24 protein-coding genes are annotated in these 26,605 nt (G+C 39.4%); 12 read left to right on the plus strand and 12 right to left on the minus strand.

Going from position 1 to position 26,605, the window contains the following annotated elements; genetic code table 11:
- Positions 1 to 14 precede the first annotated feature (14 nt).
- On the minus strand, positions 15 to 1,022 hold the full coding sequence (locus PAT01_RS04415) for an AraC family transcriptional regulator (RefSeq protein WP_154944915.1): 1,008 nt from the start codon (positions 1,020 to 1,022) through the stop codon (positions 15 to 17).
- 176 nt (positions 1,023 to 1,198) lie between these two features.
- On the opposite strand from PAT01_RS04415, the gene PAT01_RS04420 reads away from it, so the two are divergent.
- A complete protein-coding gene (locus PAT01_RS04420) occupies positions 1,199 to 2,809 on the plus strand; it encodes a GMC family oxidoreductase (RefSeq protein ID WP_154944917.1) in 1,611 nt (536 codons plus the stop codon).
- Here PAT01_RS04420 and PAT01_RS04425 read toward each other — a convergent pair.
- From PAT01_RS04425 to PAT01_RS04435, 3 genes are all read right to left on the minus strand, one after another.
- Positions 2,804 to 3,628, minus strand: coding sequence for a class I SAM-dependent methyltransferase (locus tag PAT01_RS04425; protein ID WP_154944919.1), 825 nt, complete (start codon positions 3,626 to 3,628; stop codon positions 2,804 to 2,806). The two genes, PAT01_RS04420 and PAT01_RS04425, sit on opposite strands and share 6 nt — an antisense overlap.
- A 3-nt stretch (positions 3,629 to 3,631) precedes the next feature.
- Entirely contained in the window at positions 3,632 to 4,030 is a 399-nt protein-coding gene (locus tag PAT01_RS04430; RefSeq protein WP_029774450.1) for a hypothetical protein, read from the minus strand.
- Positions 4,031 to 4,097: 67 nt separating this feature from the next.
- Positions 4,098 to 4,517, minus strand: a complete 420-nt coding sequence (locus PAT01_RS04435) for a DUF3429 domain-containing protein (RefSeq protein WP_054981772.1) — start codon at positions 4,515 to 4,517, stop codon at positions 4,098 to 4,100.
- 254 nt (positions 4,518 to 4,771) lie between these two features.
- On the opposite strand from PAT01_RS04435, the gene ahpC reads away from it, so the two are divergent.
- Together ahpC and ahpF are read left to right on the plus strand one after the other, a co-directional pair.
- Positions 4,772 to 5,341, plus strand: coding sequence for an alkyl hydroperoxide reductase subunit C (gene ahpC / locus PAT01_RS04440; RefSeq protein ID WP_004587118.1), 570 nt, complete (start codon positions 4,772 to 4,774; stop codon positions 5,339 to 5,341).
- Between the two features lie 156 nt (positions 5,342 to 5,497).
- Positions 5,498 to 7,081 carry an alkyl hydroperoxide reductase subunit F gene (ahpF, locus tag PAT01_RS04445; RefSeq protein ID WP_154944921.1) on the plus strand — a complete coding sequence of 528 codons (1,584 nt, stop codon included), beginning with the start codon at positions 5,498 to 5,500 and terminating at the stop codon, positions 7,079 to 7,081.
- 111 nt (positions 7,082 to 7,192) lie between these two features.
- Here ahpF and PAT01_RS04450 read toward each other — a convergent pair whose 3' ends face one another.
- The 3 genes from PAT01_RS04450 to PAT01_RS04460 form a co-directional block, all read right to left on the minus strand.
- Complete coding sequence (locus PAT01_RS04450) at positions 7,193 to 7,444, minus strand: hypothetical protein (RefSeq protein ID WP_154944923.1); 252 nt, start codon at positions 7,442 to 7,444, stop codon at positions 7,193 to 7,195.
- A 17-nt stretch (positions 7,445 to 7,461) separates the two neighbouring features.
- A complete protein-coding gene (locus PAT01_RS04455) occupies positions 7,462 to 9,489 on the minus strand; it encodes a hybrid sensor histidine kinase/response regulator (RefSeq protein WP_154944925.1) in 2,028 nt (675 codons plus the stop codon).
- Between the two features lie 180 nt (positions 9,490 to 9,669).
- Positions 9,670 to 9,891 carry a hypothetical protein gene (locus tag PAT01_RS04460; protein ID WP_024032720.1) on the minus strand — a complete coding sequence of 74 codons (222 nt, stop codon included), beginning with the start codon at positions 9,889 to 9,891 and terminating at the stop codon, positions 9,670 to 9,672.
- A gap of 448 nt (positions 9,892 to 10,339) precedes the next feature.
- Between PAT01_RS04460 and PAT01_RS04465 the strand changes: the two genes are divergently transcribed.
- Genes PAT01_RS04465 through PAT01_RS04475 form a run of 3 tightly spaced genes read left to right on the plus strand, consistent with a single transcriptional unit; the run spans position 10,340 to position 12,452 of the window.
- Positions 10,340 to 10,627 (plus strand): hypothetical protein, encoded by a 288-nt coding sequence (locus tag PAT01_RS04465; RefSeq protein WP_154944927.1) that lies wholly within the window; start codon positions 10,340 to 10,342, stop codon positions 10,625 to 10,627.
- On the plus strand, positions 10,624 to 12,219 hold the full coding sequence (locus tag PAT01_RS04470) for a PepSY-associated TM helix domain-containing protein (RefSeq protein WP_154944929.1): 1,596 nt from the start codon (positions 10,624 to 10,626) through the stop codon (positions 12,217 to 12,219). The genes PAT01_RS04465 and PAT01_RS04470 overlap by 4 nt, the downstream gene beginning before the upstream one ends.
- Positions 12,216 to 12,452: a hypothetical protein gene (locus PAT01_RS04475; RefSeq protein ID WP_154944931.1), complete on the plus strand. Its 237-nt coding sequence runs from the start codon at positions 12,216 to 12,218 to the stop codon at positions 12,450 to 12,452. The genes PAT01_RS04470 and PAT01_RS04475 overlap by 4 nt, the downstream gene beginning before the upstream one ends.
- Here PAT01_RS04475 and PAT01_RS04480 read toward each other — a convergent pair.
- Complete coding sequence (locus tag PAT01_RS04480; RefSeq protein ID WP_055253856.1) at positions 12,449 to 13,285, minus strand: patatin-like phospholipase family protein; 837 nt, start codon at positions 13,283 to 13,285, stop codon at positions 12,449 to 12,451. The two genes, PAT01_RS04475 and PAT01_RS04480, sit on opposite strands and share 4 nt — an antisense overlap.
- Positions 13,286 to 13,639: 354 nt before the next feature.
- Here PAT01_RS04480 and PAT01_RS04485 point away from each other — a divergent pair, with 354 nt between their 5' ends.
- Positions 13,640 to 14,512, plus strand: coding sequence for an SMP-30/gluconolactonase/LRE family protein (locus PAT01_RS04485; RefSeq protein ID WP_121638658.1), 873 nt, complete (start codon positions 13,640 to 13,642; stop codon positions 14,510 to 14,512).
- 4 nt (positions 14,513 to 14,516) lie between these two features.
- On the opposite strand, the gene PAT01_RS04490 is transcribed toward PAT01_RS04485, so the two are convergent.
- The 3 genes from PAT01_RS04490 to PAT01_RS04500 all read right to left on the minus strand — a co-directional run bounded on the left by PAT01_RS04490 (position 14,517) and on the right by PAT01_RS04500 (position 17,515).
- Positions 14,517 to 14,972 carry an NfeD family protein gene (locus PAT01_RS04490; RefSeq protein WP_029774440.1) on the minus strand — a complete coding sequence of 152 codons (456 nt, stop codon included), beginning with the start codon at positions 14,970 to 14,972 and terminating at the stop codon, positions 14,517 to 14,519.
- 28 nt (positions 14,973 to 15,000) lie between these two features.
- On the minus strand, positions 15,001 to 15,957 hold the full coding sequence (locus tag PAT01_RS04495) for an SPFH domain-containing protein (RefSeq protein WP_154944932.1): 957 nt from the start codon (positions 15,955 to 15,957) through the stop codon (positions 15,001 to 15,003).
- Positions 15,958 to 16,063: 106 nt separating this feature from the next.
- Positions 16,064 to 17,515 carry a diguanylate cyclase domain-containing protein gene (locus PAT01_RS04500; RefSeq protein ID WP_154944934.1) on the minus strand — a complete coding sequence of 484 codons (1,452 nt, stop codon included), beginning with the start codon at positions 17,513 to 17,515 and terminating at the stop codon, positions 16,064 to 16,066.
- Positions 17,516 to 17,713: 198 nt separating this feature from the next.
- Between PAT01_RS04500 and PAT01_RS04505 the strand changes: the two genes are divergently transcribed.
- Positions 17,714 to 18,610 (plus strand): cation diffusion facilitator family transporter, encoded by an 897-nt coding sequence (locus PAT01_RS04505; protein ID WP_154944936.1) that lies wholly within the window; start codon positions 17,714 to 17,716, stop codon positions 18,608 to 18,610.
- On the opposite strand, the gene PAT01_RS04510 is transcribed toward PAT01_RS04505, so the two are convergent.
- Entirely contained in the window at positions 18,607 to 23,142 is a 4,536-nt protein-coding gene (locus tag PAT01_RS04510; protein ID WP_404821008.1) for an EAL domain-containing protein, read from the minus strand. The two genes, PAT01_RS04505 and PAT01_RS04510, sit on opposite strands and share 4 nt — an antisense overlap.
- 133 nt (positions 23,143 to 23,275) lie before the next feature.
- Between PAT01_RS04510 and PAT01_RS20205 the strand changes: the two genes are divergently transcribed.
- The 4 genes from PAT01_RS20205 (at position 23,276) to PAT01_RS04525 (ending at position 25,903) form a co-directional block, all read left to right on the plus strand.
- A complete protein-coding gene (locus tag PAT01_RS20205) occupies positions 23,276 to 23,494 on the plus strand; it encodes a cysteine hydrolase family protein (RefSeq protein WP_318299736.1) in 219 nt (72 codons plus the stop codon).
- A 59-nt stretch (positions 23,495 to 23,553) separates the two neighbouring features.
- The gene (locus PAT01_RS20210) at positions 23,554 to 23,829 is read left to right on the plus strand and encodes an isochorismatase family protein (RefSeq protein WP_318299737.1); all 276 of its coding nucleotides are present in this window, start codon (positions 23,554 to 23,556) and stop codon (positions 23,827 to 23,829) included.
- A 105-nt stretch (positions 23,830 to 23,934) separates the two neighbouring features.
- Complete coding sequence (locus tag PAT01_RS04520; protein ID WP_154944940.1) at positions 23,935 to 25,401, plus strand: methyl-accepting chemotaxis protein; 1,467 nt, start codon at positions 23,935 to 23,937, stop codon at positions 25,399 to 25,401.
- Entirely contained in the window at positions 25,385 to 25,903 is a 519-nt protein-coding gene (locus tag PAT01_RS04525) for a DUF6436 domain-containing protein (RefSeq protein WP_154944942.1), read from the plus strand. The genes PAT01_RS04520 and PAT01_RS04525 overlap by 17 nt, the downstream gene beginning before the upstream one ends.
- The last annotated feature ends 702 nt before the right edge of the window (positions 25,904 to 26,605 follow it).

Below are 26,605 nucleotides of genomic sequence, written 5' to 3' on the forward strand. Positions count from 1 at the left end.
AATAATAAGAGCCGTTACTTTAACATTTTTTTTGCCCTGTATGCGCGTGGAGAATACCCAAACCAGCGTTTAACACTTGCGCATAAGGTTGCTTGTTCGTGATAGCCTAAAAGCATTGAAATAGTACTGATAGAGTATTGTTTTTGAAGCAAGTAATGCGCTGCCAGGGCCCGGCGTGTGGTGTCTTTAAGTTTTACAAAGCTGGTGTTATGTTTAGCCAATTCACGGTGCAAGGTACGCGGGTGCATATTAAGTGCCTCGGCAATAGTTTGGTTTGAACACTGATAAATAGGCAGCATTGGCCTTATTAGTGCGCTTACTTGGGCAGGTAATGACTGACTGTGTTCGTTGCGTTTAGCTAAAAAATTAAAGGCCGCGTCGGTTTTATTAAGGTTATTGTGGTTAAGCTTTATCGATAAGTCGGCTTTGTTTATTACAATGCCCGCACTGTTGCGGTGCTCTATTACTTTACAGCCAAAATAGGTTTTGTATGCATGTGTATTAGTTGTCAGTTTTTGCGGTAAAAACACAGTGCGAGGCTTGCACTGATTATTACTTAATTTTTTAATTATGCTCATGGCTAAGCCAAGCGTGAGCTCTATGGCTTGGTTTATTTGTGGCAGGGGCTTTAGGTTAAATTCAAACGATAAAAATAAGCTCTCGTCATTATCTAATGAGTGCGTTGTTAAGCACAATGCGGGGCTGTGTAAGTGTAAATATTTAACCACCCAGCTAAGCGCTTCTTCTAAATTAGTCCCACTTTTAGCGGCTATGGCTATGTGGCCTAAAATATCAAAGTTTTGTTTATTTGCTAATTTAAGCCCAAAGCTTGGGCAGTTAAGCGTGTGGCTGCAGTACTCTAATAAATTTGCATAGCTCAAATAGGGTAAATATTGGTTTTCAAGGTTATTAAAGTCGACATTGACCTTACAGGTTTTCATTACGCTTGCTGGGTCTGCGCCAAGTTCTTTAATTAACGAGTCTATTGAATATAAAGAGGTGGCACGTATTGGGCTGCTCATACACTGGCGCTGTAAATTAAAGAAGGTGTCTAAAAATATCAAGTTTTTAGGATTTAATCTATGCACTATAGAGCGAATAGCTTGCTGCAATAAAACTGCTTATTTACAACTGCATGGATGCACAAAGCAGAAGCAGCTACCAATAACACCTAAATAGTGATTATGCAAAGGCACCTATGAGTAACCACACGTTTGATTATATTATTATTGGCGCAGGCAGTGCAGGTTGTGTGCTGGCAGCGCGTTTATCAGAAGATCAGCATATAAGTGTGTGCCTAATAGAGTCGGGCGGTAGCGATAAGAGCGCTTTAATACAAATGCCTGCGGGTATTGCGGCCAGTGTGCCATACGGAATAAATAGTTGGCATTACAACACGGTACCGCAAAAGGCGCTTAATAACCGATGTGGCTTTGTACCGCGGGGCAAAGTGCTAGGTGGGTCTAGCTCTACTAATGCCATGGTGTATATACGCGGTAATAAATACGATTACGATAACTGGGCACAAAATGGCAACCTTGGGTGGGACTACAACAGTTTATTACCCTATTTTATAAAAGCCGAAAACAATAAAACGTTTAACAACGCGTTACATGGCACAAAAGGGCCATTGCATGTGCAAGAGCTGACTAAGCCAAGTGCGGTAAACTCTTGCTTTTTAAAAGCGTGTGTTGAGCAAGGAATACAGTTAAATGACGATATAAATGGCGCTGAGCAACAAGGAGCACGGCTTTCGCAGGTTACGCAACATAATGGTGAGCGCTGTAGTGCTGCAAAAGCGTATTTAACACCGCACTTAAACAGGCCTAACCTTAGTGTGTTTACCCACAGCCACGTTAATAAGATTATAATCAAAAATAAGGTTGCCTACGGCGTAGAGCTTGAGCGCGGCGGTAAAATTATTACATTAATGGCTAAAAAGGAGGTGCTTTTAAGCGCCGGTGCAATTAACTCTCCGCACGTGTTAATGCTTTCAGGAATTGGCCCTAAAGCGCATTTAGCAGCGCATAACATACCACTGGAACATGCACTGGAAGGAGTAGGGGGTAATTTACAAGATCACTTAACCGTGGTGCCTTTGTGTAAAGCAAATACAGCAAAAGGCACCTTTGGGGTAAGTGTAAAAGGCGCTGCAAGTATTATTAAAGGGTGTGCGCAGTGGTTTAGTAAACGCAGCGGAATATTAACCAGTAATTTTGCTGAGTCACATGCGTTTATTAATGTATTGGATAATTCGCCTGCGCCGGATATTCAACTTGAGTTTGTAATTGGGTTGGTGGACGATCATAGTCGCAAAGTTCACCTTGGCCATGGCTATAGTATTCACAGTAGTATTATGCGCCCCAAAAGTCGAGGGACAATAAGGCTTGCCAATAGCAATCCACGCAGTGCGCCGCTTATCGACCCTAATTATTTAAGCCACCCTGATGATTTATCGCTTATGCTTGCAGGGCTTAAAAAAGCGCTGCGTATTATGCAAAGCCCCGCCTTTGATAAAATTCGTGGTAACTTTGTTTACCCGCTTGATGTAAATAACGATTCCCAGCTTATTGAATTTATTCGCCAAACTGCCGATACCGAATATCACCCTGTGGGCACCTGTAAAATGGGCACCGACAATATGGCGGTGGTTAATAGCAAACTACAAGTACACGGGATACGCAGCTTAAGGGTTATTGACGCCTCAATTATGCCAACCATAGTAACAGGTAACACAAACGCACCTGTTATTGCTATTGCTGAAAAGGCCGCTGATTTAATTAAATTGAGCTATAAAACAGGGTTATAAAGAGTGGTTGTAAAAGTCAGTAAGCCACGCCTGCCAGTCATCTTCTAGTTTAAGCATTTGTTGGTGCTTTTTAGCGTTAAGGTGTTTGTTTTCATCTTCGGTAGCAATAAAAGGGCCTACCCGACAAAGCGAGCAATGATTTTCACCTAAATACGCAGGCTTTGTAAGGTGCGTGCTTAGTTCGTCAGATTGCGCCGAGATTGCTTTAGGCGTAAACACATAAGTGATGCCACTGGTGTCTTTTACGTGTTTGTCACGGTCTACGTTTCTTATTTTGTAACCATCAAACTGGTTAATATCAAAAGGCATTTGGCCCGCGTATTTAGTCTCAAGGGCATTACTTAAGCTGCCTTCAATATTCCACTCGCGATAGGGTTTTACATCTTTTGAGGTTATGTAGCAAAGCATAGGGCCGCTTTTGTCGAGTGCGTATTTGTTAGCGTATTTAATAAATTGATGTAGTAACGCGCGATTAAGCACGTTCATGCTGGTTTTTTGAGTGTTGCTTTCAAATGCTTCGCGCCCTACAAAGGCTGGAATAAGCGGAAACTGAAAAATAACCACATCAAAGCTGTGCTGGTGCGAAGCTAATTTTTGCCAACATAAAGGGTCCGTTACATCAAAGCAATTTATAACCTCAACATGACACTTTTTTAAACTACTTAGCGCATTGTGCTGGTATTTTTGCTCTATGGTTTTGGCGCTATCATAAGTAGATGCGACTAACTTTGCCGGTTTTATATGATTAACCACCGCATTAGAGAACGATAGATCGCCATCGCCTACGGTGAGAATTCGCCAATTAGGATTTAAATACATAACTTAATTAGATTTGTGAGTGTTTTGATCTGCACTTTGAGTATTTTGCGCTGTATTAGCACCATGCAAACGATGAAACGCAAGGCGTGTTTTAAGCCCTTCAATGGCTATTTGTTTTAAAATTAAATTAAAGGTAATTAAAATAGCAAACACAATATGAATAGGGCCATGTGTAAAACCCGCCTCTGGGTTATAAAGCGTAAGCCCAAACAACATAAATAACACCACTAACAGTATTTCTATTAATTGGTTTGAGTAAAAGCTGAGCCGGCCTTCATTTTTGTGATCTTTTTTAATACTAATAGCGCAAAAAAACGGAATAACTTTAATTTTAAAAGCGGCGTTTTTTTCTACGTAGTTTTCGCCAAGCTCGTTAAGCTGCTGGCGTAATGTATCAATCATGGTGCGTCCTTAAATAGCAGTGCGCGGATGTTACACTATTACGCCTAGTAGGTTAAGCAGCGCAAGGTTATTTTGGGTAAAGGCTCATACCAATGGTGAGTATGTGACACACAAATACCACTGAGGTAAGAATAAAGCGCATCTTTTGATAATCGCGATGGTAGGTTTGCCATTGTGGTGTGGCTTTTTCAAAGATAAGAACTAACCAAAAACTAGCCCCTAACCAGGCAAGCGCCCACTCCAGCGGAATAAACGATAAAAATGGTACGGGTATAACAGGCACAACCGCTTTAATTGCATCGCTGTAGCTTTGCATCCCAGCGCGCCATAAATTGCCCGCCATAAATGCCAGTATAGCAATGCTATAAAAAGTAAAAAACTCCAAGTTAACGCTATTACTGCCAAACATAAGCGGCCACGCTACACAGCCCAAAAAGGGTAGTAACCCCAAATAGCCAAGTTGAATATGATTAACAAATTTTTCCATTACAGCATGCCTTATGTTGTGTGTTTTTTAGCGCGGCTATTGTAGCAGTATTCTTAGCACTTACAGGTAATAAATCGTTTACGAATAGAAGAGCTGGATAGTTCAATCTTAAAAATCGATTGTTTTAATCTAAACAATCAATTTTATTTAGTTTACCAATGGGCTTATTGTATTAATCAAGCCAACGCGAAAGGCCACACATTTTGGCTGCGTTGAGTAACTTTAAAACACTTTAAATATAAATGAGGAATACTATGAGCACTTCATTGATCAACACAAAAATTCAACCTTTTAACGCAACTGCATACCACAATGGTGACTTTGTAGAAGTGTCTGAAAAAGACGTACTAGGTAAGTGGTCAATCTTCTTCTTTTACCCTGCAGATTTCACGTTTGTATGTCCTACTGAGCTTGGCGATGTTGCTGATTACTACGAGCAGCTACAAGAAATGGGTGTAGAAGTTTACTCAGTATCAACTGATACTCACTTCACGCATAAAGCATGGCATGACACGTCAGACACTATTGGTAAAATTAAATTTCCAATGATTGGCGACCCAACTGGCCGTATTACTCGCAGCTTTGGCGTTATGATTGAAGATGACGGCCTTGCACTTCGCGGTACTTTTGTAATGAACCCAGAGGGCGAAATTAAAGTAATCGAAACTCACGATTTAGGTATTGGCCGTAGCGCTAAAGAGTTAGTACGTAAAGTACAAGCTGCTCAATACATTGCAACTCACGACGGTGAAGTTTGCCCTGCATCTTGGCAGCCAGGTGAAGACACACTTGCTCCTTCACTAGACCTAGTTGGTAAAATCTAAATATAGGTTTACCCACTTTTATGAGGGCAGGTAACTGCCCTTAAACCAATAAATATTCGTTTATTGGTGCCTCCTATATCAACTCGGACTCATTAGCACATGCATTGGTTGGCGTGGGAGGCTTGCTGTTTAAATTTTCCTAAAAAGGGTTAAGCCATGTTAGATAACAACATTAAAAATCAATTAAAAAGCCATTTTGAATCGCTTACTCAACCTGTTGAGCTGCTTATTGCCTTGGATGACAGCAAAAAATCAGCAGAAGTAGAAAGCTTAGCAAACGACTTAACATCATTAAGCGACAAGTTTACGGTAGTGAGCAACCCTGATTCGAGCGCACGTCGCCCATCTATGGTTGTGCATTCACCTGAAAAAAACACCCACATTACGTTTGCTGGCGTACCTATGGGTCACGAATTTACAAGTTTAGTGTTAGCGCTTTTACACACTGGCGGACACGCAAGCAAAGCAAAAAGCGAAGACATTGAACAAATAGAATCACTCAATCAAGAACTTAATTTTGAAGTATACATAAGCTTAAGTTGCCAAACATGCCCGCAAGTAGTGCAGGCGCTAAATACAATGGCAGCAACAAACAGCAAAATTAAAGCAACAATGATTGACGGCGCACTCTTTCAAGACGAAGTAGAAGAGCGCAATATTTTAGCAGTACCAGCTGTGTACTTAAATGGCGAACCATTTAGCCAAGGTGCATTAAGCCTTACCGACATTTTAAATAAAGTAGACACTAAAGGCGCGGCTAAACAAGCTGCAGCATTAAGCGAAAAAGACGAGTTTGATGTATTAGTAGTAGGTGGCGGACCTGCGGGTGCCTCAGCCGCTATTTACTCTGCTCGTAAAGGGTTAAACACCGGTATAGTCGCCGATAGATTTGGTGGCCAAGTTGCCGATACGTTGGCTATCGAAAACTTTATTTCGATTAAAGCCACTGAAGGTCCAAAGCTTGTTGCTCAGCTTGAAGAGCATGTTAAAGAATACGATGTAGATGTAATGCATAACCAACGCGCAGCAGGGCTTGGTCGCGGTAGTAATGGTTATGAAATTACCCTTGAAAACGGGGCTACTTTAAAAGCTAAATCGCTTGTTTTAGCAACCGGTGCACGCTGGCGTGAAATGAACGTCCCTGGTGAGCAAGAATATCGCGGTCATGGCGTAGCTTACTGCCCACACTGTGATGGTCCGCTATTTAAGGGTAAGCCTGTTGCCGTTATTGGTGGTGGTAACTCGGGTATAGAGGCGGCTATCGACTTAGCTAACATTGTAGAGCATGTAACGGTACTTGAGTTTGCTGATACGCTGCGCGCTGACGAAGTACTTATTCGCAAAGCGAATAGCTTAAGCAACATCACTATTATTAAAAATGCGCAAACCACTGAAGTAGTAGGCGATGGTAAAAAAGTAACCGGACTTAATTACACTGACCGTGTAACAGGCGAGGAAAAATCATTAGCACTTGCAGGTATTTTTGTACAAATAGGTTTGATCCCTAATACCGAATGGTTAAAAGAGAGCGACCTTACACTAAGCAAGTTTGGCGAGATAGAAATTGACGCTAAAGGCGCAACCTCATTACCGGGCGTTTACGGTGCGGGTGACGCAACAAATACGCCATTTAAGCAAATCATTATTGCAATGGGTAGTGGTGCAACAGCAAGCTTAGGGGCGTTTGATTACTTAATTCGCCATAGCGAGCAAAGCAACCAAGACCAAAATGCAGCTTAATAGGCAAATCATCTCTTGATGTAACAGCGATAGGTACACCCAAAAGCTGTTTGTTAACCCAAGCCGCCCTCTCCAAAGGCGGCTTTTTTAATGTTTATAACAATATCTCTATTAATCACAGCCACCAGAATCCCCACCGCAATCATTATTAGAGTGGGAGTTATTACTAGCATAAATTGAAGAGTCAGTGCTTGTATAAGCTGAACGGCCTTGTGATGCCTTACCACTGATAAACGTAACTAATAGCAATACGCTTGATACAATAACAACGGTTATTGATGAACCCCATTGCCCTGTAGAAATGCCTTTAAATATGGCTAACAGCAGTACAGTAAAAAGTAATGTTCTTATTATATTTCTCATAGTATGTCCTTACTAAATTAAAGCGAATTTACTTTAGCTGTATGTTCTAAGGCATTAGAAAGCGCTTTTTCTATGTGCGGAAGCTTAAACGGCTTAGAGACAAACATATCCATGCCTGCTTGCTGGCAAGCTAGTTTATCTTGCGACGATGTATTAGCAGTTAGCGCTACAATGTAGGTGCTTTCGCTAGGGCAAATACGTTGCGCTCTCAGCGTTTTAGTGGCTTCAAAACCATCCAGGATTGGCATAATGCAATCCATGAAAATAAGGTCGTAATGCTTTTGCTTACACTTAAAAATAGCGTCTTGGCCATCAATGGCACAGTCGGCTTTTACGTTTAACTTATCAAGAGAGGCATCAAGCACACGGCGGTTTATATCGTTGTCATCAACAATAAGTACACTGAGCGAGTGGCTGTTTAACTCAATTTTTGATTGAATGTCGTCTATTATTTGCTCTTTACCAAGCTCTAGCGGAATATTAATGCTAAACGTTGAGCCTTTTTGTAGCTCACTTGTCACCTTTATTGTGCCGCCCATGTATTCTACAAGCTCTTTTATAATTGCTAGGCCAAGCCCTGTGCCCCCTTTATTATTTTTAGCGTCAACCTCTTGTGTAAACGGCGAAAATAAAGACTCTAAAAAGGCAGGGGTCATTCCGCGACCAGTGTCAGAAACTGTAATACCAAGAGATAGCGCATCGTTATTATTTATGAGCTGTGTTTTAAGTTTTACATGGCCTTGCTCGGTAAATTTTAATGCGTTACTTAATAAGTTAGAGGTAATTTGGCTCAGGCGTGTGCTGTCGCAAAAGGCCCAGCAGCTATCATCAATTGTATTTTCTATGATTAATCCAACATGGGTTTCTTTAAATAACGGGGTATATAAAGAGGCTAAATCACTAAATATGGTTTTAAGCAGTACATCGGTTGGCTCTAGTTTTAATTCACCATGATTAATTTTAGAAAAATCGAGTACTTCGTTGATAATATTAAGTAAAATATCAGCGCTGCGTAGCGCTATTTTTATTTTTTCGTCTCGTTTTTCAGTGTCTTTTTCATCTATTAAGGTGGTGAGCATGCCGGTTATGCCATTTAGGGGGGTGCGTAACTCGTGGCTAATTTTAGCAAATAGCATACTTCTATCTTCTAACATATGCTCTGCTTCGGCTTTTTTCTTTTTTAGCGCTTCTCTAAGTAATATAGATTCGGTAATGTCTTGAAATGTACCAAATAGCCTTATGCAATTACCTTCGTGAAACTCGGCTTCTCCAAAAGTCGAAATCCAAATTTCTTGGTTTTGTGCAGTGATAACCTCAAGCTCTAAATCCCATTTTTCACCTTTGTTTATGGCGTTTTCTACCGCTTTATTTATGGCTTCTCTGCTGGGACCCTCTTTGTAAAACTCAATTGCGTTATCAACTATTGGCTGATAGTCATCGGCTACCTGATGAATGCGTTTAGTTTGCTTACTCCAATAAACTTTGTTCTCGATTAAATCGACCTCCCAAGTGCCGATATTCGCGATGTTTTCGAGCTTTGAAAGGGTGTAGCTATTTTTTAAAAGTTGCTCTTTAGTGTCTATTTTTGCAAATTCAGATCCTAACCACTGAGCAAATAGCTCAATGTAATCGTAGGCTTCGTCGCTAAATGCAGTTGACTCGTTAGGTGATGAAAAGTTAACAGTGCCAAAGGTTTTATCGGCTACTTTTATAGGTGCGCCAATGTAGGACTCAAGTTGAAAATTTATGTAACAAGGGTGAGTTGCAATCGTACTTTGTGAGGCTTTATGAAACGAAAGCGCCGAGCCCGCAGATAACGTATGGACGCAATAGGTGCCATCTAGCTCAAATTGTGTACCGGGTAATAAGGCGTTATCGGGTGTTATAGCATGTAATACTGTGTACGTATTAGCATCAATTTTACTAATTATTGCTACATCAAGGCTGAACACTTCTAGGCCAAACGCGAGTAGGTTTTTAATTTTAGAATTAAAATCCAGAGTTTGGTCTGAGACTATATCGTGAAAACGCCTTAAAAAGTTCACCGCAATTACCTTAATTGTATTTTATATCGTTATGCGTATCGGCAGATAGGCACATTTATTTATATGTTTTTAACAGTTTATACCAACAGGCGTAAACCGTTGAGCAATATATTGAGTAATGGGTGTTAGGCTATCAACACGCGAACTTAATTGTTTTGCTCAATTAGCAAACTTTTCCGATTAATAGGTAGAATTAGGCGTGTATTCTGGGTTTATGTCGCCGCCTACTTCTTCTGGGTCTACATCGTTTATAAGCAACACTTCGCGCACGGCTTCAATATGATCAAGCACTGTTTGATAGCGCTCGCCATATTCGTATTTTGTTACTTCAATTGCTTGCGGCATGTAAGTAAATGCAATTTTTAGTGCGTGTAACGCGTCTGGATTGATTTTATCGCTCATAAATTTCTCTCATTTTATCAATGTATAGTGATTAGTTTTACAGCTGCTAAAAGAGCCTGGCTAGGGACAATTAGCTTTTTGCATACGCCCTAACAAAATAACAATAATTATAGAGTTTGTTGACTGTTAAAGTTAAAAATTTGCCTGTTTAGTCGTTATTTTATTGGGTTAAGCAGTTAATCACTGATCAGCATGATAACGCAGTTGTTTTTGGGATTATTTAAAAACAGTTTTAGCTCATCATATTTGCCTACCTAAATACCAAGTATGCTCAAAAAATATAATTTTATAAATAAACAGGCATTGATTATGCGAATAAAAAGGAGCTTGTTCGCTTAATAAGTAACGATAATATGTTGCATAAATTTACAAATGAGCAATATAATGCAAATAGTTGTTATTTGCATGTCCAGATGTGCGCGCCTGCTATTTATTAAATGAGCTAAAAATGAATAATAAAAAAACCTTTAGCGCTACAAAGCGTCGCCATTTAATGGCGTGCGTATTGGCATTGGTAACCGCTACGGTGATGATCACCGGGATGACTACCTATTTGCCCTTACAAATGAGTGAACAAATTTTACTGCCTATTTTACTGTTTCCAATTATTTGGGTTGGGCTTTTTATATATGCCTACATTAGCGAAAAAGCATGGCAGCCATTTTTACTCATGCTCACTTTGTGTTTAGTGCATGGAATTTTAAGTTATTTTGCATTAATGCAGGGGCAAGGATGAAATCAATTACTTTAAAAAAGCTATTTTTATTACATAGTTGGGTGGGCGTAGTAACCGCCGTTTTATTGTTTGTTGTGGCATTTACCGGCGCGTTAGCAGTACTTGCAAGGCCTGAGCTAAAAATTTGGGCCAACCAATCACTGCAGCAAACTCAACATATTCCTAATAGCGAAATAAGCACATTAGTTAATACATACCACGCTCAAGTGCCCAAAGAGTTTGGTGAAAACATTCATGTGTTTATGCCAACAGGGCATAATTTTCACTTACTGGCTTTAGTATTTGAATCGCACCATGGTGATGAAAATTACCAGCAAGAAGTACTTCGGGCATTTGAATTTGACCCAGCAAGCTTAGCGTTGGTAAATACCTACTATGGCCCCAGTAAGCAATATTATGCCAATAAAAAAACAGATGCAGCCAGCTACATTGGTGAGTTTCACGCTGACTTACATTTAGGGCGACCTATAGGGCTTATTTTAACTGGGTTTTTAGGTTTAACATTATTAGTAAGTACGGTAACTGGCTTATTTATACATCGTAAATTAATTAAAGAGCTGTTCACCTTTAGGTGGCACAAAGGCTTTGATGTAACCATAAGTGACGGCCACAAAGTAATGGGCATTTGGGGCAGTATTTTTAATATTGTAATTGGCTTTAGTGGCGCATTTTTAGGGCTCGCAACTGTAATTTTACTACCTGCAGCAGCTTTTGTTAGCTTTGGAGGAGACCAAGATAAGTTGATAGAAACTTTTACAGCTATTCCTGAGCCAATAATTAGTCATGTAAATCAGCCGACTAACATAACCGCTATTTTAAGTGATGCGCAACAACGCTACCCACATGCAGTTATTTTAGATGCCACGGTAATGGCGCATAACGATGCTAACGCACAAGTGTATTTACGCCTTTTAGGAGGCGAAGCCGTGGCTTCTCAGTTATTGCATTACAATGGGCAAGGGGAGTACATCACTTCAATGAGTAGCTTTGGCGATATTGCAGGGGTATCAATTAAAATTATTGAAATACTCTTCCCACTCCATTTTGGTAATTTTGCAGGTTTATTTGTCAAGTTACTTTGGGTAATGCTTGGCTTAGCATGTGCCTTAATGCCACTTTCTGGCATAATGATGTGGTTAGCAAAGCGTACCAGAGGCAGCACACCAACACTTAGCGCTGGCGCGTATGCAAGGTGGAACCGCTTTATTATAGGCAGTTGTGGTGGTTTAGTGCTTGCTTGTTGTGTGTTATTCCCTGTGCAAGTACTTTTAAACTATGCCGTGGCTGGTGTTGAACACAATGCTTACTTTGGGCCGGTATTTTTTTACACGTGGTTAGTATGGCTAGTAATTGCAGCATTTTGGCAAAACTATAAAAACTACTTCAGAGCAACCTTGTTGCTTTGCGCCTTATTCTTAATAAGTGTCTTACCACTTAATAGTGTATTGGGCGTTAATAATGTTATTAACGCAAACAGTACCCTAGTGGCATTTACAGATATTAGCTTTTTAATTGTGGGACTGGCGTTTTTATGGGGATACTTAAAAACAAAACCTGATGCCATAGCACTTGCAGAGGTAAAAGCAGCATGAGCACCGTTATGATAGTTATTGCACTAGCGTGTTTACTGGCCGCTTTATTATTAATGAGAAGTAAGCACTACAATGTAGCCTATAAGTGGCTGTATTGTTGTGCTTTAATAGCTATTGCCTTAGCGTTTTTTATAAATGTTTACGCTGTGCTAGCGGGCATTATATGCACCATTGCAGCGTTTACTGTAATGGGCATACTGGTTGCGCTATCTAAAGGGAAACAACACACTTAGCTTAAAAAGGCTTTGGCTGTATCAATTCCCATTTTGTACCCGTCGTTAAGGCGTTTAACATTTTTTGTTGTACGGCCCACTCTAAATTGAGGCGGTGGAGCAATAATATTGATTTTGCAATCTTCAGGCGGGTTATTAATAAAATCTATGCTGCTGTTATAAACATGCGCTCTGTTAATCGAGCTATTTATTAAAGCAGGGTAGTTTTTATAAAGTTTTTTGGTTAACCACTGCGATTTACTTGGCTTTTTTCTATAGCCTAGTGGCTGAGAAAGCACCACGGTTATTTCTTGAGCGCCCATTTCGTATGCTTTTATTACGGGAATAGAGTCTGCTACGCCGCCATCGGTCATCGCAATATCATTAATTATAGGGTAGTTACGATACGCAATTGGAATCGCGCACGATGCCTTAAGTTGCTCTACCATCGCATCACTACTTGCTTTAAGGTAGTGGGGTTGCCCTGTGGTGATAGCTGTAGAGACGATATAAAATTCGTGAGCCGCCTTTGCAAAGGCTTCTGTATTGAGGGGGATCTCTTTAATGGTTGCTTGCCACAGCCAATCTAAATCAAATAAGTGGCCGCCTTTGATAAAGCGCGCTAAGTTAATAAATTCAGGCCGACACGAAAAATCGGTAATAACATGGTAGTTTCGTTTAGGTTGTTGGCATAAATAAGCGGCTATATTGGTAGCGCCAGCAGAAACCCCAAAGTAATTAGTAAAAGGTTGATAGCGCTGCGCTAAAAACTCATCCAACACGCCGGCGGCAAAAATACCGCGCATTGCACCTCCCTCAACCACTAAAGAATGTTTATTGTTATTATTAATCATACTATTACCTCCCTTTTGATGATATTACCAACTAACCAGGTAAAGCGCGATAAAATGCTGAAATAATTATACCCATTTGCCACATTACTTAATTCACTTAAGGGATTAAACTTGGCGCTAACGGCGCTAAAAATTTTGATATAAACAGAGCAATAACGAAGCTTTTATCCTGTAATCAACATGGTTTAGTATTTAAAACTAAATCACTTAATTAAGCTATTTGGTATTAGTGCACTGTTTGGCTTAGCAAAAGCATTTAGTTGCTAATATGTTTTGTTTAATCGTAAGTGTTGGGTATTTCTGATAAAGTATTTATTAATACAAGGCTTTGTTAATATTAAAGAATCGTTATTTATGACTGACTCAAGTGTGACCGTATTTAGTAACTTGCAAAATAAGTTAGGTGAAAGCCCGCTTTGGCACCCTTTGCTTGAAACGCTATTTTGGGTAGATATAGAAAAAAATCTCCTGCTAAGTAAGTGTTTAACAAAGCCTGACTCACTAACACAAGTTGAAATGCAAGATACGGTTTCGGCTTTAGCGTGGCTTGATAAAGCACATCTTATTATTGGCACCAGTACGGGTATATATAAATACCATATAGCTTCTGGGGTGCGCCAAACGCTCACATTTTTAGAAAATACCCAGTCCACACGGCGCTCTAACGATGGTCGGGCAGACCCTTGGGGTGGGTTTTGGCTAAGCACTATGGATACAAACGCCCGCTCAGGCGAAGGTAAGATTTACCGTTTTTATCAAAATTCGCTTAATTGCGTGGTGCAAGGTTTAACCATTCCCAACGGGTTATGTTTTGATAAAGCGCGCTCACGTGCTTATTACTGCGACTCAAAAGCCAGCTGTATTTTTACTTTAAATGTAAACCCAGACAGCGGCGAGCCTATATTACCCGCCCAAGTTTTTTATCAATTTAAAAATACCCAAGTAGACCCAGATGGCTGTGTGATTGATGCCCTTGGCAACTTATGGCTTGCGGTATGGGATATGGGCTGCGTTATGTGTTTATCGCCAGATGGGGAGGTTTTAAACACACTGTCGCTTGCTGCAACAAAACCTACAAGCGTTGCGTTTGGTGGCAATAACGCACAGTGGCTATTTGTAACTTCTGCAGATGACAGTAATGTAAAAACTAACCAGTCATTACAAGGTAATGTATTTAAAATATCAGGCATAAAAAACGGGCAGCTAGAGCCGCCCGTAATAATATAAAACGTTACGGTGCAGGGGCAACCCACATAACACCTACCTCTTTTTTAACCACTATTACTTTGGTGCCAGCACTAATGGGTTGTGTACTTTTGAGTTGCCAGCTTATGCCTGAATATTGATGTGTTGTTATTTCTTTATCTGAAACATCTTTTGCTAATACAAAAGTAAGATCGGCGAAATCGCTATTTATTTGCTTAGAGTCTACATTTTCTTGCATACGTTTCATGGGTTTCCATAAAAGTAGTGCCAAAACAGCGGTAATGATGGTATTGCTCCAAAGCGCCGCTGTAATAGTTTCGGGTAGTACTCCTGCAACCATTAACAGCCCAGAAGTTAGCAAAGACAACCCCAAGAAAAGCAGAATAATAGTAGATAGCCCTAAAACGGTGACTTCTATTATTAATGCAATAATACCTATAACCATTAAAGCTTGTGGTAAGTTTTGCGAAATTAGGTCCATATATTCTCCTAAATTAAGCTAATAGGCTTTATTGCAGCTTTTGCGTTTTATTTAATGTATTGATAATAGACATACCTTGCGCTACGAGCGAGCTAGCATCGGTGGCGTTATCGGGAAGTAAAACGACCGATGACTCTTTAGCTATGGCCTCTTTTGCAGCGATAGCCTTAGTTGCAAGGTCTAATTGGATAGCTTTTTGTCCTTGTTCTGTATCTGCTGCTGCACCTACTTCACGCAGAGCATCTGCTTGTGCTTCAGCTACCGCAATAATGGCTTTTGCTTCACCTTCTGCTCTGAGTATTTGTTCTGCTTTTTCTGCTTCTGCGGCAAGTACCTGCGCCTGCTTTTTACCCTCTGCAACATTAATATTTGCTTGTCTGTCACCTTCGGATTCTAATATTTGCGCGCGTTTTACACGCTCAGCTTTCATTTGTGCTTCCATTGCTTCCATAACTGATTGAGGCGGCACAATATCTTTTATTTCATAGCGTAAAACCTGTATACCCCATGGCTCAGCTGCTTGGTTAATAGCTGCCACAATGTTGGTATTTAATAAGTCACGTTCTTCAAATGTTTTATCTAGTTCCATTTTACCTAACTCTGAACGCATGGTTGTTTGCGATAATTGAGTAACAGCAAATACATAGTCATCCACGCCGTATGTTGCTTTGTAAGGGTCAAGTACTCGAAAGTACAATACACCGTCAACAATTAGAGAGATATTATCTTTTGTGATGGCTGACTGTGAGGGAACATCTTGAGCTTGTTCTTTCAAACTACGGTCTGCAGCAATGCGGTCTATAAATGGCACAATAAAATTGAGGCCGGCTTCTTTAGTTGATTGGTATTTTCCAAAGCGCTCTATTAACCATGCTCGGTTTTGAGGTACAAACTTAACACTACTTTTTAGAAGTACAATTACAAAAACAAGTAAAAATGCTTCAATAGTAAATACCATATTTAGTATTTGATTGATTGGATCCATTTAAAAATTCCTTATGAGAGTGGAGTTGCTGAGTTGTTGTATTGTTTATAATTTCAGCGTGTATAGATTATCACTACTTGAATTTATGCACCACAAAAACAAGCTTTTAGTGAGTGGGTTTAAATTGGCATACCTTATTACGGCCTGTTTCTTTTGCGGTATAGAGTGCTTGATCGGCTTTGCTTATAAAGCACTGTGGCGTGCTATTTTTATCAGGCGTGGCTGAATAAAAACCGATACTTAATGTTAAGTACTCACTTACGGTAGAATTATTGTGTTTTATGCCTGCCGTGTTAATTGCTTGTTGAATTAAGCGGGTAAATTGTTGGCAGTCTTGCTCACTAGTTGCCGGTAAAATGACGGCAAATTCTTCACCGCCATAGCGCGCGGCTAAATCGCCTTCGCGTCGGCATTGCGACTTAAGCGCAGTTGCCACCTTGACTAAGGCTTCATCGCCTTGTTGATGGCCGTAGCTATCATTGTAATTTTTAAAAAAATCTATATCGCACATAATTAAGCTAACGGGTTGCTTTGCACGTGCGCAGCGTTTAATTTCGCTCTCTAGTGCTTTGTCAAAACAACGCCTGTTTGCAATTGTGGTTAGGCTGTCGGTATTAACAAGGTGGTTAAGTTTTTGATTTGCGGTAATTAGCTGTTGTTGAATATGCTGAAGCTCTTGCTTGTAGTTTAAGTTTTTAAACGCATTAGCGATTATTTCACCTACTAGTTTTAACCTAATTAAGTCTAAGTCTGTCCACTCACGTTTTTGCTTTACACAATCACAACCAATAAAGCCTACTAGCTCCTTATCGTAGCGAAGGCCAATACACAGTACCGATTGAATACCTTCACGCTCAAGTTCTTGTTTTTCTTTAGCCGCTTTTGCTGGGAGGCTGGCAACATCATTTACTTTAAATAAGTGTGTGGTGCCCATTAAATTAGCAAAGTAGGGGAGTGAGTTTTTTGGTATGTGCTGTAGTTGATCTTTAAATGGCTGAATCCCTTGGTTAACCCACTCATGGGTGTTACGCATTGACTTACCATCGTCAGAAAATTTAAATAAGTAGCTCCTATCGGCATGGCATACAGTGCCAATGGCTTTAAGCGCAAACTCTATATGAGTATCAATATCGTCAATTTGAATATCTATTAAGTCGGTAGAAATTTTTGAAATAATTTTATCAAAGTTATATTGCGCATCTTCGTTGTGTTCAATTATCTCAAACGTAGCAATGTATAAGTGACTATTTAGCGAGGCAAGTTTGGCGTTTAGTAATAGGCCGTGCGTTTGTTTTTGTAAAAATACGTGGCAGTTAGTATTTATAACTAAGTATTTTTCAAACAATTGCGCAACAGTAAATTGTTTTTTACTTTCTGGACTACTTAACGTGAGGTGCTTAAAGTCTGCATCTTTTAATGTTGGCTGTGAGGGTAAATCAAATATACTCTGCGCTTGAGTGTTTGCTTTATAGGCTTGTGTTTTAGCATCATAAAGTACAACGGCAAACGGAATAAGCTTTATAGTACTCCACATATCTTCGATTGGTTTTAAGCCCACTCATTGCTCCCGTTGATTTTACATACAATTTAATTGTTCCTACTATGTTATTTAGTACAACTTTAGCTATTTTGCTAAGTTTTTAGTGCGTTTAAGAGGGCTTCGTATTACAATTGCTACTGTATATCATTACCCTTTTCTACTCTAAGCCACCTGACGGCTTATTTGCATTTTAAGTATAGGTTTTTCAAGCATTTCATGACAGAAATCACTACACACCAGGCGTCTCGTCGTCGGTTACTTATCGCTTTAGCGATAACATGTTCATTTATGATAATTCAGGTAATTGGCGCTTATTACGCTAATTCGCTTGCTGTACTTGCCGATGCAGGGCATTTATTTGTGCATAATAGCTCGCTATTTATTGCCCTTATTGCCTCAAGCTTAGCAATTCATTTTGCTAAAACCTATAACGATGGCTATCAACGCGCTGAGCTCATTGGTGGTTTAATTAATGGTTTACTGTATTTGGCAATAAGCTCCGTAATTTTATATGAAGGTGTAGAGAGAATTTCCCATCATAACGATGGCCATGATTTAGCAATAAACAGCTTTTTAATGTCGAGTATTGCCTCTGTAGGGTTTTTATTTCATGGTGCTGCAGCGTGGGTACTTTATAAAGGGCGCAAAGCAAGCATTAATGTGTACGCTGTATTTTTGCATTCGTTTTTTGACATTATATCGACCATTTCTACGTTTATAGCTGGCGTACTTATTTATTTTACGGGCTGGAGCATTATTGATATTTTATCGAGCATGCTAATTGCCTCGTTTGTGTTATTTACTGGCGGTAAAGTGATCACGAGCTGTATTAAAGGGCTGTTCTTTAATAACGCTAAGTTGCCTAAAGTGAAGGATATTGAGCATTCAATTACCGATTTAGAGCATGTGCATAACGTACATAATGTGACGGTGTCGCGCAAAGACAGCGATATTATTGTCGGCGCTCACGTGGTGTTAAAAGAGCATTGTACAATTGAAAAGCACGATGAAGCCTGCCGCTTAAAAATAGAAAAACTCCTCGCTGCGCGTTTTAATGTTAAAAGCAGCGTACTACAAATAGAAAGCCACGAATGCCAGCATATTCATAGCTAACTTTTTATTAAAGTGTGAATATGCTCATGCGTTTCGGGGTTTTGTAATTGCTCTGCCCGCATTGGTTTTGCAAAATAATAACCTTGTAAAACATGACAACCTAACCCTTCTAAAAAGGCTTTTTGTTGCTTAGTTTCAACGCCTTCGGCTATGCAATAAAGCTCTAAGTTTTGAGCCAAAGTGTAAATGGTTTTGATGATCGACTCATCACTTTTATCAATCCCAATACTATTCACAAAGCTTTGATCTATTTTAATGACATCTATAGGGAACTGGCTCAAATAAGTAAGTGATGAGTAGCCGGTGCCAAAATCATCGAGTAACAGCTTAAAACCAGCCGATTTTAACTTTTGTAGTTGCTTTGCGGCTTTTTGCTTGTCTTCTAGCAGTATGTTTTCTGTTATTTCTAGGCGCAGTTGTACTGGACTCATTTGATGCTGTTTTAATATATTAGTCAGCTTGGTTGCTATATTCGTCCTTAAAATGTGCTTTGGCGACAAGTTAAGTGAAATATAAAACAATGGGTTGTTGGCCAGTGTAGGGGCTAGCTCAGTTAGCGCGCGCTCTAAAGCTTGCTCAGTTAATGCTTCTATCAGGCCTGTTTCTTCAGCAATAGGGATAAATAAAGCCGGCGAGACAAATTGGCCGTTATTTTCCCAGCGCATAAGTAACTCAACTCCATTTATTGTTTGTGCGTGCGTGTCTATTATGGGTTGGTAGTGATTAAATAATAGATTATCTTTCGCGGCGTCTTTTAAATCGTTTTCGAGGATGAGCTTTTGCTTTATTTGCTCGTTCATCGAGTCGTTAAAAAACTTAAACCCGTTTCTGCCTGCTTGCTTTGCATGCATCATGGCTACATCGGCGTTTCTGATCAGTAAATCGGTCGAGCTGGCATCAAATGGGTATAAAGCCACGCCAATACTGGCTGATATATTAATAGAAAAATCTTCGATAATGACCTTATTGGCAAGTTCTGAGCTGATACTTTTGACTATGTTATTTAGTGCGGCTATGTCTTCTACGTTATCAATAAGCACTAAAAATTCGTCACCGCTTTGGCGGCCAAGCGTGGCATTACTTGGCAACATAGCGCTCACTCTTTGGGTAATATTACACAGTAGTTGATCTCCCACTGCGTGGCCAAATGTGTCGTTTACCGGTTTAAATTTGTCTAAATCTATAAATAGTAAAGCGCTTTGAGTGAGCTGCTGGTGAGCTTTTTTAATCGATTTACCAATTTTTTGATGCATTAAACTGCGGTTAGGCAATTGTGTTAGGGGATCGAAATTGGCTAAATAACGTAGCTCGTCTTCTGCCTTTTTTTGTTCGGTTAAATCCGAAATAACAATCACATAGTAACTTATGCTATGTGTATCTTTAGCGATTGCAGTGGCACTTATATGTATGGGGTGGTGCGGGTTAGTTGCAGTTTTAATAACGGCATCAGTTCGCCAATTTTGTTTTGCTGTTAAGCTTTTTAATGTGTTGGCATAGCTTTTACATTGCGCTTTACCTATCGCATTAACAAACACTTTTAAGCTAAGCGGATGTTTATGAGTTTGCGAAAAGGTTTTTATAAAACTGTTATTTGCAGAAACCGGCACCAAATTATTATCTAAAATAAGCAGCCAGTCGTTTATTTGCCCAAACGCCTCACCTAAAATGTTGGCTTGCTGCTCATTGGCACGTTGCTCAGTTATGTTGGTATATATGCCAGATACAGATATCGGTTTATTTGTTTGTTCGTCATAAATAATTTGCCCTAAATCTTGATACCACAACCAATGGCCAAGCTTATGCTTTAACCGGTAAGTTGCTTGCCAATGCTCATGCTTTTTTTGTTTGGTAAAATTTAACCAGTGCGAAATAACCCGAGGTTTGTCTTCAGGGTGAATTAAAGCTAAATAATGTTTTAATGGAATACGGTTTGGCAAATTAGTATACCCAAGCTCACTCCCCCGGTTTGTATTTACCGAATCGTCGCTGTAATGGTAATCCCAAATGCCACTTTTATTGTTACTGAGCGCAAGCTCGGTTTGTTTTTGCGAGTGTATTGTCGCTTTTTGCGCATTAGCTATGGCTAGTTGTCTGCTTCTGTATTGCCAAAACAGTAAACACAGCACAGTTATAATAATTAAAATATAAGCCGCATACGCATAAGGAGACTTCCACGGCGCGTATGCCACATTAAAATTTAACAGCGCCGGCTTTGATTCGGTCGCACTATTAAAGTTATACGCGCTGGCCTTTAATTGATAATTACCTGGTGGGAGCTTTGTAAAAAATATTTTGTTTGCTTTTAAATCATCATATTCTAGCGAAGTAGGTCCTTGAAGCGTAATTTTGTAACGTGTTTCCGCGCTATTTTGAAAATCAAAATTAGAAAAGCTGACCTCCAAACCCATATCTTCATGTGTTAATTGCAATGCAGAGGTGGCAAACTGATTTGGCTGATAGTCTAAATCGCGCGACATTAAAGTTATATCGGTTATTGAGGTTGTTGTTTGCGTGCTTTGCTGTAAAAACTCAGCGGGGTTAAACGAAATTGCACCATAACTGCTGCCAAACATTACATTGTTATTTTTAAGCGTAATTGCCCCTAAAGTGCTAAATAAATTAACCGATAAACCATCTTTAACCGTAAAAACTCGCAGCCTTAACGTATCGGTATTTAAGCGGTACAAACCATTTTTACTGCTAAACCATAAATAACCATACTCATCGCTAATAAGTGAATAAATAGACTGCGTTTTTAAGGCGTTACTTACGTTAAAGTGGTGCTTTTTTTCAAAGCTCTGCGCATCAATACCCACTAGGCCTTCGCTGGTTGTTGCTAACCATAAAATGTTATTTTTATCGGTTAACCAGTTTTCTACTGTGTGGTAATTTTGGCTGTCTTTTTTGCTGGTTTTATAAATAGTGGTAAGGGTGTTTGTTTGCTCGTTAAACCGGTAAAAGTGGGTAGTTGTACTTAATACAAATTCATTTGGGTAATCATCAAAAGGTCGATGAAAAGTATAGGCCTCTAAAGGGTTTACATGTTGTTTTAACCCGTTAATTTCGCGCGTTAAGCCTGTTTTGCCATTGTACACATAAAAACTGTGATCATTATAAAAAGCGAATTTGTCGGGGGCTACCTCAGACAAACCATAAATAACCGCACCTTCAGACAGTGCGTTATTTAAATCTTTTTTAGCAACGGCTGTGCCTGTTTCTTTGTCAAATAAAATTAAATTGTAGTACCCCGTTAGCCATAAATACCGCGAAGTGGAATCTAAATGCGCTTTATTAATTGCAAAAATAGCGTATTCACCATAAACCGCTTTAGGGTCTTGCGAGGTTAGGTAGTAGGTTGTTTTGTTTTTAGCATTTACATGAGCAAGGCCATTGTCGGTGCCGTACCACATAGTTAAATCATCGTCTTGGTAAATACTGTTTATATAGTTGTTTTCGGGTAGGGTGGTTTTATTAAAACGCCGTGTGTTTATTGACCAAGTAAGCACGCCTTGAGTGCGCGACGCCAGCCAAAACACGCCACTTGAGTCGACCATTAAATCGTTAATAGTATTTTCGGTAATATTAAATTTACTTTGATCAAAGCTAAGAATTAACTCAGTGGTGCCCTTTTCTCGGTTAAATTCGAACAAGCCATGCTCTGTGGCAATAAATTCGCCATAGGGTGTATTGCTGTAATCCCAAATATTGTAATCAGCAATCACGCTTTTAGTGCTTTGAGTTGTAGTTGCTCCTGCTGAGCTATTTAAACTTAACGCGTACATGCCCTCAACGGTGCCAACTAATAATCCTAGCGCGGGGTCTACAGATAAAAACTTAACATTACTGTTATCGACTGTTTGTTTATCGGGAGTATGTAAATTAAGAGGGGTTAATGACTCTGTTTTTAGGTCGTAACTAAATAAACCCGTTTGAGTGCCTATAAATAGCGTGTTTTTGTAATATTTTAATGCGCGCACCACGCTGTTTTCATTGCCTATAGTAAACTCTAAAGTAAGTGAATTTGTTTTAGAGTTAAGTGAATACACGTTGTTTAAAATGGCAAGGTAAAAGGTATCTTGGTGCTGGGCTATCGCTTCAATAGAAGCGAAACTAGCTGTATTACCTGCAAGATTGCCCGAAAATATATTACGAGTAGTTAACGTTTTAGGGTTAACTAAATAGGCACCGGCAAGCTCAGTAGAAACAATTATATTGCCTGCATGCGTTTTAAATAGTGTAGTGATGAAGTTTTCGTTAAGGGTAAATCCGCCATCAAAAGGGGTTACCGTGTAGCCGTCAAATCGATTAAGCCCTTGCGCTGTAGCTATCCAAATATAACCTAAATCATCTTGCAAAATTTTAGTTACGTAATTTTGGGATAAACCTTCATCGGTAGATATTCGTTGTAGTTGTTGAGCATAATTTGTGGAGGCCGATACGCTAGTAATACAAAGAAAACATACAGTGGTGAAGAGAAAAAACAAAATACTCAATCGCACTAAAAAACTCGCTCTAGGGCAGGGGATATACATATAAAAGTTAAATATAGCACATTTTTTAAAATGTGGATTACAACTTATAACAACTAAATTAGAGCACTAACTTAGTTATTTATAATCATTTAAGCTACGCTTACTAATTATAATTACTTAAAAACGGGGTGTTATGGTTAGTCACAAAAATTTATCTGCAGATAACAGCGTGTTATTAGTGATAGATATTCAAGATAAGCTATCTCCCGCTATTAGCGAATTTTCTGATTTACTAGGGTGGGCAATAAAAATTGCCAAAGTAAGCGCCCTTTTTAAAATTCCTAGCATAGTGACTGAGCAATATCCTCAAGGGCTTGGTGGTACAAACAGCCTTTTAAAAACACCCTTATAAACGCACAGACTGTTGAAAAAACACATTTTAGTGCCTGTAATGAGCCTGCATTTAATGCTGTGTTTACAAAGCTTACGCGTTCACAAATTATAGTAATAGGCACAGAGGCGCATGTATGTGTGTTACAAACCTGCTTAGATTTAATAGCCCAAGGATTTGAGGTGCATGTAGCTGCAGATGCTGTGGGCTCACGAAATACGATGCATAAATCGCTAGCGCTAGAGCAGTTACAACAGGCAGGTGCAATAATTACAAGCGTAGAAAGTATCATTTTTCAGTGGACAAAAAACGCAGCATTACCTGAATTTAAAGCGGTTTTATCAATTATTAAGTAAAGTTGGCAAGCTAGGCTATATTGATAATTAAATGTGGTCGTAATTATTAGCTAATACGTACAACCCCTGATTTTGTTTAAAAAATTTTAATAATTAAAGGTATTTATGAATAGTGTAAGTCGTTTATTCACCATAATATTCATTTTTTTGTTTGTAGAGTCTATCGCCCTAGGCTTGTACTTTGGGACTCTTACACAAGCATTCATAGTCGGCCTACCTTTAAGTTTAATGCCTATATGGTTACTTAAAACTCAGCAAAATAGCCCAATCACAGGTCATGTTGTTGCTGCGGCAATTATGATGTTTTCTTTTTTGCACATACAACAAGCCTTTGGGTTAATAGAAATACACTTCGAAATATTCATCTTAATGGCCATGTTGATCATGTTTGTGCAGTGGCAGGTGTTTATTACGGCCATTATTTTTGTAGCCGTTCATCATTTAAGCTTTTACTTTTTACAAACACAAAACACCGGTTTTTATGTATTTGACCCTGACAGACTGGCGTTTACTACGGTGCTTATTCATGCCGGCTATGCAATAGTAGAAGTGTTTGTAGCAGGCTATATTGCTAAAACACTACAACAAGAGCGCCGAGCTGGCGTGTCTTTAACCAAAGCGACCGAAGCCATTATGCAAGACCCTGAGCATATACAGCTTTCGCTTAGGGCCGATGATAAAAATAGCAATGCAGTAGCGGGCTTTAATACTTTATTGGGTTATTTATCAGATGTAATTAGACAAGTGCAAACGCAGTCTCTTTCACTGCAGCAAAATTCGCAGCAATTAATAAACGTACACGATGAGCTAGCAAGCGGGGCAGAGCAAAGAAAGCAACAAACTAATGATATAGCAGACTCTGGTGCTCAAGTTGCACAGGGTTTTAGCTTAGTTGAGCATGAAAGCGAAGTATTAAAACAGCAGGTAGATAACATTACTCAAGCTGCAAATAGCGCCTTAAATGACGTTATGCAAACAGACACTAAAAGCACGGAGCTACTTAATTTACTTAATCATACAGAAGAGCAAATAAATCATTTAGTGGCCGCTGGCGATGTAATATCAGGGTTGTTAAATGAAATATCAGGCATTGCAGAGCAAACTAACTTACTTGCGCTTAACGCAGCCATTGAAGCCGCAAGAGCGGGTGAGCATGGCCGCGGGTTTGCAGTTGTAGCCGATGAAGTCAGAACGCTTGCTACAAGCAGTAAAGCCACGACAGATAAAATTGCTTTAACATTAAAAGATTTAGTTACAAACAGTAAAACGTCAACCCAATCTATGAGCCAGTGTGTCGATTTTGTTGTTGATTTAACGCATATCAGCACCACCATGAAAGAAAACATAAGCGCCATGAGTGAGCAAATAAAAGCCGTCAGCCAAAGTACTCACTCTGTAGCGCAAGTTGTTGCTGAACAAGCTGTAAACACAAAACAAATAGCTTCTAGCACAGAACAAATGCAGCAAAGCCAATATCAAGATACCAAAGTGGTAGAAAAACTAACCGCTAAAGTACAAATGATCGACGTAAGTATTGCGGTATTAGAGCAAAGCATTGCTAAATTTAAGTAATTTATCCATTAAAATGTGTGCAGTAATTGCTCTGTGGTTAGTCTTGACGGTTTCTGGTTTAGTTTATTATCAATACAATCAGTTGCGCGTTTTTGACAGCTATGGCGTACTTGAACAACCAGGGTGGTTTACTAAATTTAAACAACACATAGGGTTTACAGCTGCAAAGCATAATTCGTTGATTATCGTTACTGACCCTGACTGTGGCTGCACCAAGCAAGCTCAGCCTCATTTAAAACAGTTGGCTGTGTTTTCTAAAGCGCAAAATATTACGCTTATCAATATTGAGCAAACAGATTCTTTACAAATACTACTCCCTGCTACACCAGCTGCTGTGGTGATTAACGATAAAGGTGACTTTGTTTATGCCGGCCCACTTTCTCAAGGGCTTGGCTGCGCGCAGGGCAGTGGTTTTGTTGAAACGGTTATAAATAATCTTGTAGCTGGGTTTAACAGCGAACTGTTACTTAATAAAACCAGTGGTTGTTACTGCACTGCTTGATAGCGCTATTACTGATTAGCCTTTTATAGGTATTAAAAACGCCACCTGCATAATATTAAGAATATTAGACTGGTAGGTTTGTGGGTCAAATACGAGTAAGCGCTACATTTACGGCTTTAGATTACGGTTATAAACAACAAACTTTGATGAAGCCTACTGTTAGTACAATCACAGCAAGTGAAATTTAAAAGTACTTAAATATAGTTATTTCTATAATAACGCTTATTTAACTCTAGCCGCTTATTTGCCTGCTTTCTTGAAAGCGTCCTGCTCAATTACTAAATAGCATTTGAACTGTATCAATGTTTGCTCATGCTTTAACTATTAACACATGGGTTTAGACAACTAGCAAAATTATCACTGGACTTCCCAGCTTTCACTAGACACCAGCTTATAAACTTACAAAACGGAAGTAAACTTCCGTTTCTAGGACTTCAAAGGTAGTTATCGGAAATATACTTCTGTTTTTTGAAAGCGTTAACCTAGATAGCTATACGAGCCACTTTTCGGGGTCTTATTGGAGCGAAAACAGGACGGTCGTTCAAGCTCGTCTTTGGACAAAAACGTATTAGAGTATTTATTCGGTAACGCTCTATTAAGGGGTGAGCGTTACCGAAGTCACCTCATATCGCCTTAAACACTAAAACCAACGCATAGTACAAATGCCACGCGTTACGAATCCCTCTTGAACAGTTTGTAGGT

Origin of the sequence: Pseudoalteromonas atlantica (assembly GCA_007988745.1) — a bacterium.
GTDB lineage: Bacteria > Pseudomonadota > Gammaproteobacteria > Enterobacterales > Alteromonadaceae > Pseudoalteromonas > Pseudoalteromonas atlantica.